This window comes from Neobacillus sp. C211 (assembly GCF_051842875.1).
GTDB lineage: Bacteria > Bacillota > Bacilli > Bacillales > Cytobacillaceae > Neobacillus.
Genome location: NZ_JBPXRO010000004.1, coordinates 54,156 through 72,682 on the forward strand (window position 1 = coordinate 54,156; position 18,527 = coordinate 72,682).

The window sequence follows — 18,527 nt, forward strand, 5'->3', positions numbered from 1 at the left end:
ATGTCAAAGATAATTTTAGAAATGAGGAATATTACAAAAGAGTTTCCAGGCGTCAAAGCACTTCAAAATGTAAATTTAAAGATAAAAGAGGGCGAAATTCACGCTTTATGTGGAGAAAATGGGGCTGGGAAATCCACTTTAATGAAAGTATTGAGTGGTGTCTATCCACATGGTTCATATACTGGGGATATTCTGTTTGATGGGAAAGTTTGTAAATTTAAGAACATCAAACAAAGTGAAGAATTAGGGATTGTTATTATTCATCAAGAGCTGGCATTGATTCCATATCTATCGATTGCTGAAAATATTTTCCTTGGTAACGAACAAGCGAAAAATGGAATTATCAATTGGAATGAAACAGTGTTAAGGACGAGAGAACTGCTGACAAAGGTAGGTTTAAACGAATCACCAAATACAAAAATCGCAGACTTGGGTGTAGGGAAACAACAATTAACGGAAATAGCGAAGGCACTATCTAAAAATGTAAAATTATTAATATTGGATGAACCTACTGCTGCATTAAATGAACACGATAGTGAAAACCTATTAAATCTTTTATTAGAGTTTAAAAAACAGGGAATGTCAGCCATTATTATATCGCATAAATTAAATGAAATTTCCAAAGTAGCGGATTCCATCACAATTTTGCGAGACGGCCAAACCGTAGAAACTCTAGATATGAAAATAGACAAAATTTCAGAAGACAGAATTATCAAGGGTATGGTAGGAAGAGAATTAACGAATCGCTATCCAAAAAGGGATGCGAAAATTGGAAATACTATTTTTGAAGTGAAAAATTGGAATGTCTTTCACGAAATGCATACAAATCAAAAATTAATTGATAATGTGAATATTCATATTCGTAAAGGTGAGATTGTTGGTATTGCCGGCTTGATGGGGGCAGGAAGAACAGAGTTGGCAATGAGTATCTTTGGGAAATCGTATGGAAAGAAAATAACGGGACAAATATATAAAGATAGTAAAGAAATCCATTTGAATAATGTTAGTCAGGCAATCGAACATGGAATCGCTTATGTTTCTGAAGATCGAAAGGTTAACGGGTTAATCTTAATGGATGATATTAAACAAAACATTACATTAGCCAGCCTTAAAAAGATAACCAACAAATTTGTTATTAATAAGAACCAAGAAATTATTGAATCGGAAAAATTCCGTGAAAAATTAAAAATTAAAACTCCTAGTATTCATCAGAAAACTGGAAATCTGAGTGGTGGAAATCAACAAAAAGTTGTATTGAGTAAATGGATCTTTTCAGAGCCTGACATCCTGATTTTAGATGAACCTACTCGAGGTATTGATGTAGGCGCAAAGTATGAAATTTACACAATCATTAACCAGTTGGCTGCAGATGGAAAAGGGATTTTAGTCATTTCTTCAGAGCTGCCAGAAATTCTTGGGATTTGTGATCGAGTGTATGTAATGAATGAAGGCAGAATAACAGGAGAAGTTTTAAAAGAAGAAGCAACTCAAGAACGAATTATGAAATATATGACCAAAAGTATGGTTTAGGGGGTAGCAAAACATGCAATCGTTAACGCATAAAACGGCTGAAAACGAGAAAGTTGCAGTTCGTGAACCAAAAGTAAATCACATTTTACAACTTTTCAAAAATAATTTGAGACAATACAGTATGATTTTGGCACTAGTTTCAATTATGATTCTTTTTCAAGTTCTAACAGATGGTATTTTATTAAGACCATTAAATATTACAAACTTAATCTTGCAAAATAGCTATATTTTAGTATTGGCAATAGGTATGATTTTAGTTATTATTACCGGACATATTGATCTATCGGTTGGTTCAATAGCAGCCTTTGTCGGAGCTATATCTGCTATTTTAATGGTTAATTATGAAGTTCCAATCTCTGCCGCAATAATAATCTCATTATTAATTGGTGCACTTATTGGCGCTTGGCAAGGGTTTTGGGTGGCATATGTCAAAATTCCTGCGTTTATTGTTACTCTAGCAGGAATGCTTTTGTTTAGAGGATTGACCATGGTTGTGTTGGAGGGCAAATCAATCGCCCCATTTCCTGAAACATTTCAAAAAATTAGCTCAGGTTTCATTCCAGATGTGTTTGGTGGAGCGAACCTTCATATTTTAACTCTTGTCATTGGAGCTCTGCTATCTGTCATTCTAATCTTCAATGAATTGAAAATTAGAAAAGCTGGAATAAAATACAATTTAGATGTTTCACCTATAGGAATTTTCATTTTGAAGATTATTGCAATAGTTGCCTTAATTAATGTATTTGTGTATGTTCTTGCTACTTACGAAGGAATTCCTAATATTTTAGTTATCTTGGCTTTATTAATATTGGCTTATCAATTTATTACAACAAAAACAATTGCAGGACGTCACATTTACGCGATAGGTGGAAATGAAAAAGCAGCCAGTTTATCAGGGGTCAAAACAAAGCGGGTTACATTCTGGGTCTTTGTAAACATGGGAGTGTTATCGGCTCTATCTGGGCTTCTATTTGCAGCTCGATTAAATGCTGCAACACCTAGAGCTGGAAATCTTTTTGAACTTGATGCGATTGCAGCATGTTTTATTGGCGGGGCATCAGCATATGGTGGAGTAGGTACGGTTCCAGGGGCTATTATTGGTGGACTTGTTATGGGTGTCATGAATAACGGGATGTCCATCCTAGGTTTAGGAATAGATTGGCAGCAAGGTATTAAAGGGCTTGTATTATTAGCTGCAGTAGCTTTTGATATTTATAATAAAAACAAATCATCATAATATACCTTATTAAATAAGAGTAGACCGCTATCTTTAAATGGTGTTTCTGAATGAAGAAACTAAGCATTGCACAATTGCTGGAAACATTAAATAAAGCCATTGAGTTAAATTTACAACAAGACTTTATTGATTTAATAGTTTATGAGTTAGATAGAAAGCAATTTAAGATTAATTAACAAAAAAGTTGACTCCATAAAAGGGGTCAACTTTTTATCATAACATCTATAAAGTGCTGAGAATAGTTGGATTTATATTGTTTTTTTCCAAGCAATAACAAGTTCACAATCGTGATCCTTTACGCCATCAATCTCTATAAAACGAAGTGTCAGGAAAGATAAATGAAAATTCCCATTGATAAGTATTTCGATAAGCGAAATACCATGCTATACTAATAAAAGTCACCAACAAAAACATTTTGAGAAGGGTTGTCTATGGTAAATGTCGAGTAGTATGATAAAAGCTTTTATTAGTCTCTTTTTGGTTTCTGTTTTATGGGGGTGTAATTATCCGGTCAGTTCCTATTTACTACAAGGATTTTCACCAGTTTTTTTATCAACCGTTCGAATTTGCTTTACCTCACTTTTTTTGATAATCGTTGCCATGATTCATAAAGGAATGAAGCGTCCCACCATTTCAGAGTGGAAATACCTCATTGGTGTGGGAATCTTTGGAACCCTGTTAAATCAAACCTTCTACTTTACGGGTCTCCATCATACAACACCAGCTAACGCCTCATTAATAATTTCCTTGGCACCGATAGCGACAATTCTATTGGAACGAATCATCTTTAAGGTCAAGTTTACCGTTAAAAAATCGGCAGGAGCCATTATTAGTTTAATTGGTGTTTTTTCAATTATTGGTGTAGCAAATGGCGGTTTGGGAATCTCATGGGGAGATTTTAACATACTAATCGCCATGCTTTGCCTCTCGATTAGTATATTATTTATCCGAGGTTTATCAAAAACTATGAACACATTTATTATTACAATATACTCAACCGTACTAGGAAGTGTACTAATGATTCCTGCTGCCGGAGTCGAAAACTTTGTGAGCGGCTCTGTCATCAGCCATTCTCTTTTTATGTGGATTTTGTTAATTTTTGCTGGGATCATGGCGCAAGGTATTGCCGGATTTTGGTGGAATAAAGGCGTAGCTAAAGTTGGTGCAGGTACAGCTTCAATGTTCATGAATATCCAGCCGTTTGTCGCCATCCTAGCCTCTCATTTTATTTTAGGGAATCATATCTTGCTGAATCAAATCATTGGCGGTATTTTGGTATTACTAGGCGTATTTATTGCAAATATGCCATCGGCTAAAACCATGGTTTCTACTGGGTCAAATAAAGCGGTAATGTAAAGAGTCCTCCAACTGATTGGTCTAAAAGATCGATCTTTCACAAAAAATATCAATACATCCTGAGAAATGGGAAGGGAATATGAGATAAAAACACCACAGATTCATTTATAATTTTTGATGAGACCGTGGCAGATATACACGGTCTCTTTAATTTACAGGATTATCTTTAAAATGCTTGGGGGTAACTCCTGCAAATTTCTTAAACACTTTTATAAAATAGCTTTGATCCGTAAAGTTTAATAGCGTACAAATTTCGGATAGAGAAGAGGAAGTTAATGTTAATAAATTTTTTGCTTCATCTATTTTCACTTTTTGAATATATTCGCTCAAAGAAACTCCTGTTTCTTTTTTAAAAAGCGAGGATAAATAATTTGGAGTCAATTGTACCAGTTCTGATAATTGAGACAATGTAATGTTTTCATATACATGGTTAAAAATAAAATTCTGACAGAGTGAGATAGGTTTAGAATACTGTTCAATTTGGCTGGTATGAACTCTTTCAGCAAAGTCAGCAAATGCTTTTTCCATTAATTTCTTTACCTCGTGAATATCCTGTAATTCTTCGAGTCTTTGAATATATATATCACTTAAGGAATAGGCGATTTCTGGATATAAACCGCCTTCCATTGCAGCTCTAGTGGCTAAGGTAATGCCTGAAATGGTTAAATTCTTTTCACTTCTTAATTGACTATTCTTTGATAGGACTCCATATTCAAATTCTTCATTAGCGATGTTCAAATAGTTTAACAGTTCCTCTTTTTTTCCTTTTGTTATTGCTCCAAAAAGTTTCTTTTCAATTAAATAATCATGATGGAATTTAGTATTTTGACGTCTTAAAGATATTTCCAAATCGGGACTTTCAGTAAGAACCTCCTGATCACCCATTATTTGATTTTGTTTGATAACATAGTCTGTATTAAGTAATTGATGATAGATCATATAGTGGACAAGGATACCGGCACGTGTCAAGTCATGTAGCTTCATAACTGGAAGTGATTGATAGTAAAGAATAATGAACTCTTGATCGATAAAAAATCCAAGGTCATGATTCATCCTTCTTATCATGTCTTCAGAGTAATTAGTAAAAACGGATGGACCTCCAATAATACTCCCTTGGAATGTATCGCCACCCTGTAAATTAACAATCAAGTAATTTTCAAGTAATTTAGTCGATTTGATTATCGGGTATTCTGATGAATCATCATTCTTCATTAGCTGACTTAAATAGTCTATTTTTGCATGGTATAGTGGGTTTTGTCTATAACCTGATGATGATTCAAAAAGTAATTCACCTTTTGAATCAAGTAGGAAAAAGGGAATTTTGAAAGTCTCATTCATATGCCTGCAAATATACTCTAAGTGGTCTCTATTAAGATATGGCATGTTTAGTTAGTTCCCCTTTTAAAGTAAACGAATTTCAATATTATTTCATTTAGTTAATAAGATAATACTATTTTTCGATAAATATTACCATAACTAACAGAGATAAATTAATACAATATAAAAATAGAAAGCGTTTTCTATTAACCATATTAGGAGGTTCACAATGCGAGATATCAAACAATTAATTTCACAAATGACATTAGAAGAAAAAGCGAGCCTATGCTCTGGATTAGATTTCTGGCATTTAAAAGGGATTGAACGACTAGGGATTCCATCTCTTATGGTGACAGACGGACCCCACGGTTTGCGTAAGCAGGCAGAGGGTTCAGACCATTTGGGGATTTATAACAGTGTTCCTGCCACTTGTTTTCCGTCAGCGGCCGGAATGGCCAGCTCTTGGAATCGCGAACTCATTGAAAAAGTAGGGATAGCTCTAGGAGAAGAATGCCAGGCAGAGGATGTAGCAGTTTTGCTTGGACCTGGAGTGAATATTAAGCGTTCACCGCTTTGTGGAAGAAACTTTGAGTATTTCTCTGAAGATCCTTATTTAGCTTCAGAAATGGCGGCGGGCCATGTAAAAGGGGTTCAAAGCCAGGGAGTCGGAACATCTTTGAAACACTTTGCAGCTAATAACCAGGAGCACCGCAGGATGTCAACGGATGCTGTTGTTGATGAAAGAACATTGCGCGAAATTTATTTGGCCAGCTTTGAAGGCGTGGTCAAACAGTCCCAGCCATGGACAGTTATGTGCTCCTACAACAAAGTAAACGGTGAATACGCATCTGAAAATGAATATTTGTTAAATGAGATTCTGAAAGATGAATGGGGCTTTGAAGGCTTTGTTGTTTCCGACTGGGGTGCGGTGAATGAACGTGCAGAAGGATTGGCAGCCGGATTGGAACTTGAAATGCCATCTAGTAATGGCATCGGTGACCAAAAGATTGTCGACGCTGTGAAGAGCGGTAAATTGTCTGAAGAAAAACTCAATAAAGCAGTTGAACGATTATTGCGGATTATTTTTATGGCCGTTGATCATAAAAAAGAAAATGCTGTCTATGACAAGGATGCCCATCACCAGCTTGCTAGAGAAATGGCAAGGGAAAGCATGGTGTTATTAAAAAATGAAGAAGCTATTCTTCCGCTGAAAAAAGAAGGAACCATTGCCGTTATTGGAGAATTTGCTAAAAAGCCAAGATATCAAGGCGGGGGAAGTTCTCATGTAAAACCGACAAAGCTTGAAAACATTGTGGAAGAAATCGAAAAAACTGCTGGTAAGCACACGAATGTGTTATATGCACAAGGATACAGTCTCGACTCTGACGAAATCGATGGAGCGCTAATTGCAGAAGCAAAAGAAGTGGCGGCTCAAGCAGATACGGTGATCCTTTTTGCCGGACTTCCTGATCGTTATGAATCGGAAGGCTATGACCGCGAACATTTGCGCATGCCGGAAAACCACCGTGTATTAGTCGAAGCAGTTGCGGAAGTGAACCACAATATCATTGTTGTGTTAAGCAACGGCTCACCGATTGAAATGCCATGGATTGGAAATGTAAGAGGTATACTTGAATCTTATTTAGGCGGACAAGCACTTGGAGGTGCCATCGCAGATTTATTATTTGGCGATGCAAATCCGAGCGGAAAATTGGCAGAATCGTTCCCTAAACAATTAAGCGATAACCCTTCTTTCTTGAACTTCCCGGGAGAAGGAGACAAAGTGGAATACAAGGAAGGTATTTTTGTCGGTTATAGATACTATGATACGAAAAAAGTTGAACCTCTATTCCCGTTCGGATTTGGATTAAGCTACACTACCTTTGAATATAGCAATCTTTCAATCAGTCAAACAGAGATTCAAGATACCGAAACTGTGGCAGTCAGTGTAATCGTTAAAAATACAGGTGATCGAGCTGGAAAAGAGATTGTGCAGCTTTATGTAAAAGATGTAAAGAGCAGTGTTAACAGACCTGAAAAAGAGCTGAAAGGCTTTGAAAAAGTAGACTTGCAGCCAGGTGAGGAAAAAACGGTTACGTTCTTATTAAATAACCGGGCATTTGCTTACTATAATGTGGAAATGAAAGACTGGCATGTGGAAACAGGAGAGTTTGAAATTTTAGTAGGAGAATCGTCGCAAGAGATTGTCCTTAAAGATAGCATCGTTGTTCAATCAACAGTTTCCATTAAAAAGCAGGTTCATCGCAATACCCTAGTTGGTGATTTGCTTGCTGACCCGCTTTTAGGGACGTTGGCAACGGAACTAATAAATAAACACAATCCATTCCCAGATTTAGGTGCGAATGAAGGGGATGCTGCCGAAATGATGGAAGCCATGATGAAATATATGCCTCTCCGTGCATTAGTCAACTTCAGCATGGGTGCGTTTACAGAAGAAATGCTAACAAATCTGATGGATCAGTTAAATCGATTTTCCACTAATAATGAACCCAATCTTGTAAAAAAATAGGTAAATTAATACTTTTACCCCCTTCTCACAACTAGAGGAGGGGGTAAAAAATATGATACATTTTAGAAGGATTTTCTTAATGGAGCAGCTATTTATGGAGTGGTCTATTATGATTAAGCTAACCTTTGTCCAGTTTGTTAAATTCAATTGTCCTTCCAATCAAAGTTTTCAATAAAGCGTACAAATGCCTTAACAACATTCCATTCCAGAGATTCCTTATGATAATACATCCACGTTCTTCGCAATATAGGATTTCCTTCTTGATCAAGTAGGTGGATTTTATGTAAATCTTCTATGCCGGTAAGAACCCTGCTAGACAGGATGCCATAGCCTAAACCATTTATAACCATTTCCTTACACGTATCAACTTGGTCAACTTCTATACTAATAAAGGGTGCTTGCGAATAATTTTCACCCCACCAATGATCAATTACTGATTTTAATAAATAATCTCCTCTATATTCGATTCTAGGAAGACGAGGGAGATCCGTTATATCAATCTCATCCATTGACGCAATGCATATGTCTTCCTCAAATAATTGGTGTTTTGATAATCCCCGCCAACCATAGTCCCCTCGAACAAAGCTGATATGAACATCCTTATTGTGTATAAGTTGTGTTACGTCTCTGCTCCACCCTGTAACCACTTTGAATTCCACATGTGGATATTGCATTTTAAATAATTTCAAAACATAGGGAAGTTCATAATTCGCGAAAAAATTGGATACTCCCAATTTCAACGTACCTACCACTTCGTCACTTTCATTATTACTCATATTTTGGACATTTTCTTTAATCTTTTCATAATGAGCAAGGGCCTCCTCAGCACAATGAACAAGATATTCTCCTTGTGGGGTAAAATGCACTCCTCTGCTTTCACGAGTTACGATTTTAACGCCTAGTTCTTCCTGCATATGCTTTAATCGAGTCGTTAACGCGGGCTGAGTAAGAAATAAGAGGCGAGCAGTTTTTGTTAGATTCTTTTGATGATAAAGCACCTTTAGTATTTCCCAGTCACGATAATCCATTTTTCCACCCATCTATCTGATATAAATATTTTTTATAGATTAATATAATTTTTTAGCATTTTATTTATTTCAATTATTACATTATCCTTAACCTAAAGCAATTGATAATTACTTCACTAAATAGTCCGAAACAAAACATATAAAGTAACACAACAATGGGGGAATTGGGAATGGGAGTACAAAAAAACGAACATAATCCATGGCGGAAATTTAATGGTCCAAACCTGGGCTATGTAATCGAACAATATGAGCGGTACACGAACGGGGAAGACACCCTTGATCCAAAATTAAAAGAGCTTTTTATTAAATGGGGCTCACCTTTGTCTTTTGAATCAAGTCATACCGAAGAAACCATCAATAATGAATCTGTCAATCCTAATAATTCCATAAATATACAGAAAGTACTTAAAGTGGTAAAACTGCTTGAAGATATTCGTTCAAACGGTCATTTAGCGGCAAACATGAACCCATTAGAGGGGAATCCACAAAATCAAGAGTTGTTTAATCCAGAAAAACATGGGGTAAGTGAGCAAGACCTGAAAGCGATTCCATCCAAACTTGTTTGGGAGGAGGCACCAGCAGGTATTCAAACCGCATGGGATGCTATCAACCATTTAAAGCGTATTTATACCTCAACACTAGCCTATGAATTTAACCATGTGCAACATATGGATGAACGAGCATGGTTAACTCAAATGGTGGAGACAGGTTCCTTGCATCGCTCCTTATCTAAAGAAGAACAAACGAACTTGTTACAGAGTTTGACAGAGGTTGAAGGATTTGAACAATTTTTGCATAAAACCTTTGTCGGTCAAAAGAGATTTTCCATTGAAGGCGTTGACATGCTTGTCCCCATGCTGAATGAAGCTGTGCACGAAGGTGTCGGGGATGGAGCGCATAATGTCGTGATTGGAATGGCGCATCGCGGCCGCCTAAGTGTCCTTGCGCATGTGTTAAACAAACCATACAGAAAAATGTTCTCTGAATTTCAGCACTCGTCTGCCAAACAACAGGGTCCGTCAGAAGATTTGGTCGACATTAGTGAGGGCTGGACTGGAGATGTGAAATACCATTTAGGGCGAAATCGATTCATGGAAGGCCCCGGAAACGTTCGCGCACGTATTACTTTAGCTAATAATCCGAGTCATCTTGAATTTGTCGATCCGGTAGTCGAAGGTTTTGCAAGAGCTGCCCAAGAAGAACGAAAGTCTGCCGGTTACCCTAAGCAGGATGTTAAGAGGGCGTTTGCGATTTTAGTCCATGGGGATGCAGCCTTTCCGGGTCAGGGGATTGTAGCGGAGACCTTGAATTTAAGCGGGTTAAAAGGATATCGAATAGGTGGAACCATCCACATCATTGCCAACAACATGGTCGGCTTTACGACAGATAGTCACGATTCTCGTTCAACGAGATATTCGAGTGACTTAGCAAAAGGATTTGAGATTCCGATTGTACATGTAAATGCGGACGATCCAGAAGCATGTCTGGCTGCAGTTCGTCTGGCTTATCAATACCGAACTCGGTTCCAAAAGGACTTTTTGATTGATTTAGTTGGGTACCGGCGATTTGGTCATAATGAAATGGACGATGCAGCGGTCACCCAGCCACAGGTTTACAAAAAAATCGCGAACCATCCAACGGTAAGAGCGGTTTATTCCAAACAGTTGCAAAATAGTGGCATTCTCAAACAAGAAGAAGTTGAGCACATTAACCGCAGCGTGCAAGAAATGTTGCAAGCTGAGTTTGAAAAAGCGTCCGAGAAGAAGCAGAGTGAACCCCTTGCAGAAGTAGAGGTTCCGAGGGTGATCGCCAAAGGAATTCCACCGGTGGAAACAAGCGTGCCCCTTGATACCCTTCGTGAAATAAACCAAGATTTGCTGAAATGGCCGGATGGTTTTCATGTTTATCCAAAATTAAAGCGGATTCTGGAGCGCCGCAATTCGGCACTAGAAGAGAACGGGAAAGTAGAATGGGCGGTAGCAGAAGTGCTGGCATTTGCATCGATGTTAAAAGATGGGACGCCGATTCGTCTAACCGGCCAAGATTCTGAGCGTGGAACGTTTGCGCAGCGGCACATTGTGCTCCACGACACGGAAACAAACGATACCTATTCACCACTGCACCAGCTTCCGCAAACACGAGCTTCGTTTGCGGTTCATAATAGCCCGCTGTCGGAAGCAGCGGTTGTAGGTTTTGAATATGGATATAATGTATTTGCTCCTGAAACACTTGTCATGTGGGAAGCACAATATGGCGACTTTGCCAACACAGCACAACCCCTCTATGATCAATTTGTTTCATCCGCAAGAGCAAAATGGGGGCAAAAATCAGGGCTTATCCTCCTGTTGCCTCACGGGTATGAAGGCCAAGGTCCGGAGCATTCCAGTGCCCGTCCGGAACGCTTTTTACAATTAGCTGCTGAAAACAACTGGACAGTCGCCAACTTGACAAGTGCGGCCCAATATTTTCATATTTTACGCCGTCAAGCATCCATCTTAGGAACAGAGTTTGTTCGGCCATTGGTGATCATGACGCCAAAGAGTCTGCTTCGTCACCCGTTGGTCGCTTCTCCAGGTACTGCGCTAAGCGAAGGCCATTTCCAAACAGTAGTGGAACAGCCTCAGCTCGGAAAAGAGATAGATAAGGTAAAGCGTTTAGTATTAACAACTGGTAAGATGGCCATCGATTTGGCTGTAGAAGTCGATGCAAAGAAAGAAAATCGAAACTTAGAAGAGTTACACATCGTTCGAATCGAACAATTGTATCCATTTCCTCAGGAAAAAGTAGAAGCAATCTTGAAGCGTTACCCAAACTTGAAGGAAATAATTTGGGTACAGGAAGAACCGAAAAATATGGGTGCGTGGCACTATATCGCCCCAATTCTCTTTGATCTTGCTCCCGGAAGCCTGACAGTTGGTTACATTGGACGTCAGGAGCGTTCAAGTACGGCAGGCGGTGATCCAATCGTTCATAAAAAGGAACAAGAGCGCATTATCCAACAGGCTTTGAACTATATAGAGTCTAGTAGATACTCAGAAACAAGAAAGTGATTTTAGTTCTAACTAACCATTATCACTCACAAATTACGATAGTTGAAATACAAGCATAATAGGAGACTTACCATCATACCTAGGAGGATACACCACATGATAGAAATAAAAGTACCAGAACTGGCAGAATCCATTACAGAAGGAACCATTTCACAATGGCTCATTAACATTGGTGATAAAGTGACCAAAGGAGATAGTGTTGTTGAACTGGAAACAGACAAAGTGAATATCGAATTAAATACCGAATACTCAGGTATAGTTTCAAAATTATTAAAAGAGACGGGCGATATCGTCGAAGTAGGCGATGTAATTGCGATTATCGAAGAGAATACGGCTGCAGGAGCCACTCCAGGCACTCCAACTGTTCCAGTTGCAGCTCCGGAAAGACCGGCAGAAGAAACTTATAATCAACAAAGCAACCAACCTGAGCCAGAACTTTCGAAAGCCCTACGTCCAATTGCTTCACCAGCGGCAAGAAAATTGGCAAGAGAACGGGGAATCGATTTACATCAAGTAAGCAGCCGTGATCCACTTGGCAGAGTTAGAACAGAGGATGTAAAAGCATATACACATACACCTGCGGTTAAAGAAGAACCAAGGTTGGAAAAGACCAGCCCTAAACCTGTCGTACAACAAATAGATGAAGAGTTTGACAAACCAGTAGAACGTGTGAAAATGTCCCGCCGGCGTCAAACCATCGCTAAACGCTTAGTAGAAGTCCAGCATACAGCGGCAATGTTAACTACATTTAACGAAGTGGATATGTCTGCTGTCATGGATTTACGCACGAAGCGGAAAGATGCCTTTTTTGAAAAACATGGGGTTCGTCTTGGGTTCATGTCGTTCTTTACAAAAGCCGTGGTTTCGGCTTTGAAGCAATTCCCGCTTTTAAATGCTGAAATTCAAGGCGATGAATTGATTTTGAAGAAGTTTTATGATATCGGAATTGCCGTGGCAGCACCAGAGGGGTTGGTCGTACCGGTTGTACGCAATGCGAACCAGAAAAACTTTGCCGAAATCGAACAAGAAATCAGTAATCTCGGTAAAAAAGCTCGTGATAATGCCCTTACTTTAAATGATTTGCAAGGTGGAACATTTACGATTACAAATGGCGGAGTTTTCGGTTCATTAATGTCAACGCCAATCTTGAATAGCCCGCAAGTGGGAATTCTCGGTATGCATAAGATCCAAATAAGGCCAGTAGCGATTGATCGTGAACGAATGGAAAACCGTCCGATGATGTATATTGCCCTTTCTTACGACCATCGAATTGTAGACGGAAAAGAAGCTGTTAGCTTCCTAGTTGCAGTGAAAGAATTGTTGGAGGATCCTCACTCTTTACTATTAGAAGGATAAATCTTATTGATTTGCTTGTTTAATTTAATTCTAAAAAACCAAACAAAAACAGACCTTTGAGGTCTGTCAGGCTGTTGAAAAACCGATACCATTGCGCCACCTTAACGGTGGCGTTTTTTTATATCAAAAAAATGTACGTTTTAACCTCAACTTGTCCCTATCAAAATGAACGCCTTTTGCATTTACTAGTAGATTTTTATTTGCAAGGAATGAATTTGTGAAAATAACAATTATTCATTTTAGCAAAAACAACTGTAAATAAAATTCTATTTAAACAAAAGAAAAGGTACAATTTTTAAACTCAATATTATGTTGTGGGAGAATTCTATACGGAGGAGTTCGATCAGCAATAAATAACCAAGTTTGTTTTTCTAAATGAAAAGGAATGAAAGGATTATATAATAGATGAACCCAATAATAGTGGACAATTTTTCTTATTTATATAATACATTATAGTGGCAAATAAGGAGATTATAGGGAATGACCTGTAAAAAATACAAATTAGGAATAAAGTAGTTCTAACTTTACGCAATATTAGAATTTTTAGCGGAAATACTTCAATTTGTAAATCATTGGAAATGCTCGTGATGCCCTCCAATTACTATAAAATGAACCCTCCTTTTACGAGGAAGAGAAGATCAACAGGGTTAATCAAACGATTGCGGGGTAGAAGGATAATGCGTATGGAAGGAAGGAGTGTAATGGTATGAAACGTCAACTCATTTTAGAAGATGGTACTGTATTTGTTGGAAAAGGATTTGGCAGTGAGAAGGAATTGATAGGTGAAGTTGTATTTAACACAGGGATGACCGGCTATCAGGAAATTTTGTCGGATCCTTCTTATTGCAGTCAAATTGTTACATTGACTTACCCGCTTATTGGTAACTATGGAATTAATCGTGATGATTTTGAATCAATTGAACCAACAATTAATGGTTTGATTGTAAAAGAATTTTGCGAAATACCGTCAAATTTCCGTAGTCAATTTCCACTTGATAAATATTTAAAGGACAAAGATATTCCAGGTTTAGCGGGAATTGATACAAGGAAGCTTACAAGAAAAATCCGCGAGCATGGGATTCTAAAAGGAAGAATCTGCAGCATGGATGTTATTGTTGAAGAAGTAGTGGCAGATTTAAAGAAAGCAGAATGGACGAGAGATCAGGTGAAACAAGTATCAACAAAACGTTCCTATCCGAGTCCTGGAAGAGGTTTTAAAGTCGTGCTAGTCGACTACGGAATGAAGCACGGTATTTTACGGGAGTTAACGCTGCGCAACTGTGATGTTATAGTCGTTCCGTATGATACAACGGCAGAAAAAATATTTAATCTAAATCCGGATGGCATCATGTTAAGTAATGGGCCTGGGGATCCGAAAGAAATAACAGAAGGAATTGAAATGATTAAAGGTGTGCTTGGGAAAATACCATTGTTCGGCATTTGCTTAGGTCATCAATTGGTCGCCCTTGCATGCGGAGCAGATACAGAAAGATTGAAGTTTGGCCACCGCGGGTCAAACCATCCTGTTAAAAATTTAGAATCAAATCGCGTTGAAATTACCTCGCAAAACCATGGGTATACAGTTTGTATGGATTCTTTAGAAGGAACTGATTTATCAGTAACACATATTGCATTAAATGACGGGACAGTTGAGGGGTTAAAGCATGACAAATATCCAGCTTTTACTATCCAATACCATCCTGAGGCATCCCCGGGACCAGAAGACGCAAACTATTTATTTGACCGTTTCATTGAATTAATGGAAGCAAGGAAGAAGGAAGGGACGAACGATGACAAAACGCTTAGACATTGAAACAATTTTAGTAATTGGATCAGGACCAATTGTTATTGGACAAGCGGCAGAGTTTGATTATGCGGGCACGCAGGCATGTATCGCATTAAAAGAAGAAGGGTACAAAGTCATTCTTGTTAACTCAAACCCAGCGACAATTATGACCGATACGGAAATGGCAGATAAAGTATACATTGAGCCGTTAACTGTTGAGTTCGTAAGCTCCATCATATATAAAGAACGTCCGGATGCCATTTTACCGACACTAGGTGGACAAACAGGGTTAAATCTTACCGTAGAACTTGCCAAATCAGGTATTTTAGAAGAGCTGGGAGTTGAAATTTTAGGAACAAAATTAAGCGCGATTGAACAAGCAGAAGACCGAGATTTGTTCCGTTCATTAATGAACGAATTGAATGAACCAGTTCCGGATAGTGAAATTATTCATACGGTTGAAGAGGGATATGCATTCGTGGAACAAGTCGGCTATCCTGTTATTGTTCGTCCGGCCTATACACTTGGAGGAACGGGCGGCGGTATTTGCCACAATAAAGAGGAATTAATTGAAACTGTAACGAGCGGCTTAAAATACAGTCCTGTTACCCAATGCCTGCTCGAGAAAAGTATTGCCGGGTTTAAAGAAATAGAGTACGAAGTAATGCGTGACAGTAACGACAATGCTATTGTTGTGTGCAACATGGAAAACATCGATCCTGTTGGTGTCCATACGGGTGATTCAATTGTTGTAGCACCGAGTCAAACTTTAAGCGATCGTGAGTATCAATTATTGCGTAATGCCTCTTTAAAGATTATTCGTGCACTGAAGATTGAGGGTGGATGCAATGTTCAGCTTGCTTTAGATCCCTTGAGCTTCCAATACTATGTCATTGAGGTAAACCCGCGTGTCAGCCGCTCATCTGCGCTAGCATCAAAAGCAACAGGGTACCCAATTGCGAAACTTTCGGCGAAAATTGCAGTAGGTTTTACGTTAGATGAAATGATGAATCCTGTAACAGAAAGAACATATGCATCGTTTGAACCTGCCCTAGATTATGTGGTAACTAAAATTCCGCGCTGGCCATTTGATAAATTCGAATCGGCCAATCGTAAGCTTGGTACACAAATGAAAGCGACAGGTGAAGTAATGGCAATCGGACGTACTCTCGAAGAGTCATTATTAAAAGCAGTTCGTTCACTTGAATTAAAAGTATATCATCTAAATTTAAAAGATGCCGATCAAATCAATGACGAATTGATTGAAAAACGTATTCGTGTTGCGGGTGACGAGCGCTTATTCTACATAGGTGAAGCACTCAGAAGAGGTATAACGATTGAACAAATTCATGAGTGGAGCCAAATTGATATTTTCTTTCTTGCGAAGTTTGACAATATAGTCAAATTTGAGAAGGTTATGGAAGAAAACAAAGGCGATAGAGAGGTTTTGCTTGAAGCAAAGAAAATCGGTTTCTCAGATAAAACGATAGCAAAACTATGGGGTATGACAGAACGTAAAGTTTATGAATATCGGAAAGAGAATGGAATTATCCCTGTCTATAAAATGGTGGATACATGTGCAGCTGAATTTGAATCTGAAACGCCTTATTTTTACGGTACGTATGAAGATGAAAACGAATCAGCTGTGACTGAAAAGAAGAGTGTGATCGTACTTGGATCTGGACCAATTCGTATCGGACAAGGAGTGGAGTTCGACTATGCAACGGTTCACTCTGTCTGGGCTATTCGCGAAGCCGGTTACGAGGCAATTATTATTAATAATAACCCCGAAACTGTTTCAACCGATTTTAGTATTTCAGACAAGCTGTATTTTGAGCCATTAACGATCGAAGATGTTATGCATATTATTGATTTAGAAAAACCACTTGGTGTTGTTGTACAATTTGGAGGACAAACAGGGATTAACTTGGCTGGAGAATTGGCAAGCCGAGGTGTGAAAATTTTAGGAACATCGCTTGAGTGTCTTGAGGCAGCAGAAGACCGTGAAAAGTTCGAAAAAACATTGGCATCTCTGGATATTCCGCAGCCTTTAGGGAAAACAGCAAAGTCTGTAGAAGAAGCGGTTAAAATTGCAGAGACAATTGGCTTCCCTGTACTTATTCGGCCTTCTTATGTACTAGGCGGAAGGGCAATGGAAATTGTATATCAAACAGAGGAATTACTTCATTACATGAAAAATGCGGTCCAAGTACATGAGGATCAGCCGGTATTGATTGACCGTTATTTAACAGGCCAGGAAATGGAAGTAGATGCTATCTCTGATGGGGAGAATGTATTCATTCCAGGTATTATGGAACATATTGAGCGTGCAGGTGTCCATTCAGGTGACTCGATTGGTGTGTATCCACCACAAAGCCTATCAGAAGATACAAAGGCGACAATTATTGACTATACAACAAGAATTGCAAAAGGTTTTCAAATAGTAGGTTTACTTAATATTCAGTTCGTCTTATCAAAGGGTAAAGTGTATGTATTGGAAGTTAATCCGCGCGCGAGCCGTACAGTGCCATTCCTAAGCAAAATTACACTTGTTCCTATGGCGAATCTTGCTACCAAAATAATGTTAGGAAAAACGTTACCGGAGCTCGGGCTTCAATCAGGTATTCATCCTGAAGAGAACAATGTTTATGTGAAAGTCCCTGTATTCTCATTTGCAAAGCTAAGAAAAGTAGATATAACACTTGGACCCGAAATGAAATCAACCGGGGAAGTTATGGGACAAGATACAACATTGGAAAAAGCACTGTATAAAGGATTTATTGCTGCCGGTACTTCAATCAAGCCCCACGGGTATGTATTGTTCACAGTTGCGGACAAAGATAAGGCAGAAGCTGCTGAACTAGCTAAACGTTTTTATAACATTGGGTATCGAATCCTGGCAACAGCAGGGACTGCTGCTGCATTTAAGCAAGAAGGGATTCCTGTAAATGTTGTGAATAAAATCGAATCCGAAGAGGAAAACTTGTTAGAGGTAATTCGTAATGGTAAAGCACAGCTTGTGGTCAATACACTAACAAAGGGAAAACAGCCTGCACGTGACGGATTTAAAATTCGCCGTGAAGCAGTTGAAAATGGTATTCCATGTTTAACCTCTCTTGATACAGTAGTTGCAATCTTTCGTGTACTTGAAACCATTCGTTTCCAAACAACACCAATGCGAAGTAAATAAGAGCTCGCTTGGTTTTATGATGAAGCTAAGACAATACACAATTGATTCCGTTTTTTAACACTAGGACAAAGTTGCTCTAATAATCAGAGTAATACTAGATTTTTTTCAGGTCAAATTCAAAAAGTTATTGGTAGGATAGGGAGGGGT

General features: G+C 38.5%; 11 protein-coding genes. 9 read left to right on the plus strand and 2 right to left on the minus strand.

What is annotated here, in order from left to right; genetic code table 11:
• The 4 genes from mmsA (at window position 1) to ACSU6B_RS05450 (ending at window position 4,123) form a co-directional block, all read left to right on the plus strand.
• Window positions 1-1,530: a multiple monosaccharide ABC transporter ATP-binding protein gene (mmsA, locus tag ACSU6B_RS05435; protein ID WP_410883416.1), complete on the plus strand. Its 1,530-nt coding sequence runs from the start codon at window positions 1-3 to the stop codon at window positions 1,528-1,530.
• Between the two features lie 121 nt (window positions 1,531-1,651).
• Window positions 1,652-2,767: a multiple monosaccharide ABC transporter permease gene (gene mmsB / locus ACSU6B_RS05440; RefSeq protein ID WP_410883731.1), complete on the plus strand. Its 1,116-nt coding sequence runs from the start codon at window positions 1,652-1,654 to the stop codon at window positions 2,765-2,767.
• Window positions 2,768-2,817: 50 nt separating this feature from the next.
• A complete protein-coding gene (gene sda / locus ACSU6B_RS05445) occupies window positions 2,818-2,943 on the plus strand; it encodes a sporulation histidine kinase inhibitor Sda (RefSeq protein ID WP_142292227.1) in 126 nt (41 codons plus the stop codon).
• 262 nt (window positions 2,944-3,205) lie between these two features.
• The gene (locus tag ACSU6B_RS05450; RefSeq protein WP_410883418.1) at window positions 3,206-4,123 is read left to right on the plus strand and encodes a DMT family transporter; all 918 of its coding nucleotides are present in this window, start codon (window positions 3,206-3,208) and stop codon (window positions 4,121-4,123) included.
• Window positions 4,124-4,270: 147 nt separating this feature from the next.
• Here ACSU6B_RS05450 and ACSU6B_RS05455 read toward each other — a convergent pair whose 3' ends face one another.
• Window positions 4,271-5,506: a helix-turn-helix domain-containing protein gene (locus ACSU6B_RS05455; RefSeq protein WP_439276538.1), complete on the minus strand. Its 1,236-nt coding sequence runs from the start codon at window positions 5,504-5,506 to the stop codon at window positions 4,271-4,273.
• Window positions 5,507-5,669: 163 nt separating this feature from the next.
• On the opposite strand from ACSU6B_RS05455, the gene ACSU6B_RS05460 reads away from it, so the two are divergent.
• Window positions 5,670-7,970 (plus strand): glycoside hydrolase family 3 C-terminal domain-containing protein, encoded by a 2,301-nt coding sequence (locus ACSU6B_RS05460; RefSeq protein ID WP_410883422.1) that lies wholly within the window; start codon window positions 5,670-5,672, stop codon window positions 7,968-7,970.
• A 143-nt stretch (window positions 7,971-8,113) separates the two neighbouring features.
• Here the strand turns inward: ACSU6B_RS05460 and ACSU6B_RS05465 are convergent, their stop codons facing one another.
• Complete coding sequence (locus ACSU6B_RS05465) at window positions 8,114-8,998, minus strand: LysR family transcriptional regulator (RefSeq protein WP_410883424.1); 885 nt, start codon at window positions 8,996-8,998, stop codon at window positions 8,114-8,116.
• Window positions 8,999-9,168: 170 nt separating this feature from the next.
• Between ACSU6B_RS05465 and ACSU6B_RS05470 the strand changes: the two genes are divergently transcribed.
• The 4 genes from ACSU6B_RS05470 (at window position 9,169) to carB (ending at window position 18,380) form a co-directional block, all read left to right on the plus strand.
• A complete protein-coding gene (locus tag ACSU6B_RS05470) occupies window positions 9,169-12,048 on the plus strand; it encodes a 2-oxoglutarate dehydrogenase E1 component (RefSeq protein ID WP_410883426.1) in 2,880 nt (959 codons plus the stop codon).
• Window positions 12,049-12,144: 96 nt separating this feature from the next.
• Window positions 12,145-13,404: a 2-oxoglutarate dehydrogenase complex dihydrolipoyllysine-residue succinyltransferase gene (gene odhB / locus ACSU6B_RS05475; RefSeq protein WP_410883428.1), complete on the plus strand. Its 1,260-nt coding sequence runs from the start codon at window positions 12,145-12,147 to the stop codon at window positions 13,402-13,404.
• Between the two features lie 706 nt (window positions 13,405-14,110).
• On the plus strand, window positions 14,111-15,217 hold the full coding sequence (locus ACSU6B_RS05480) for a carbamoyl phosphate synthase small subunit (protein ID WP_410883430.1): 1,107 nt from the start codon (window positions 14,111-14,113) through the stop codon (window positions 15,215-15,217).
• Entirely contained in the window at window positions 15,195-18,380 is a 3,186-nt protein-coding gene (gene carB / locus ACSU6B_RS05485; RefSeq protein WP_410883432.1) for a carbamoyl-phosphate synthase large subunit, read from the plus strand. The genes ACSU6B_RS05480 and carB overlap by 23 nt, the downstream gene beginning before the upstream one ends.
• Window positions 18,381-18,527: the final 147 nt, after the last annotated feature.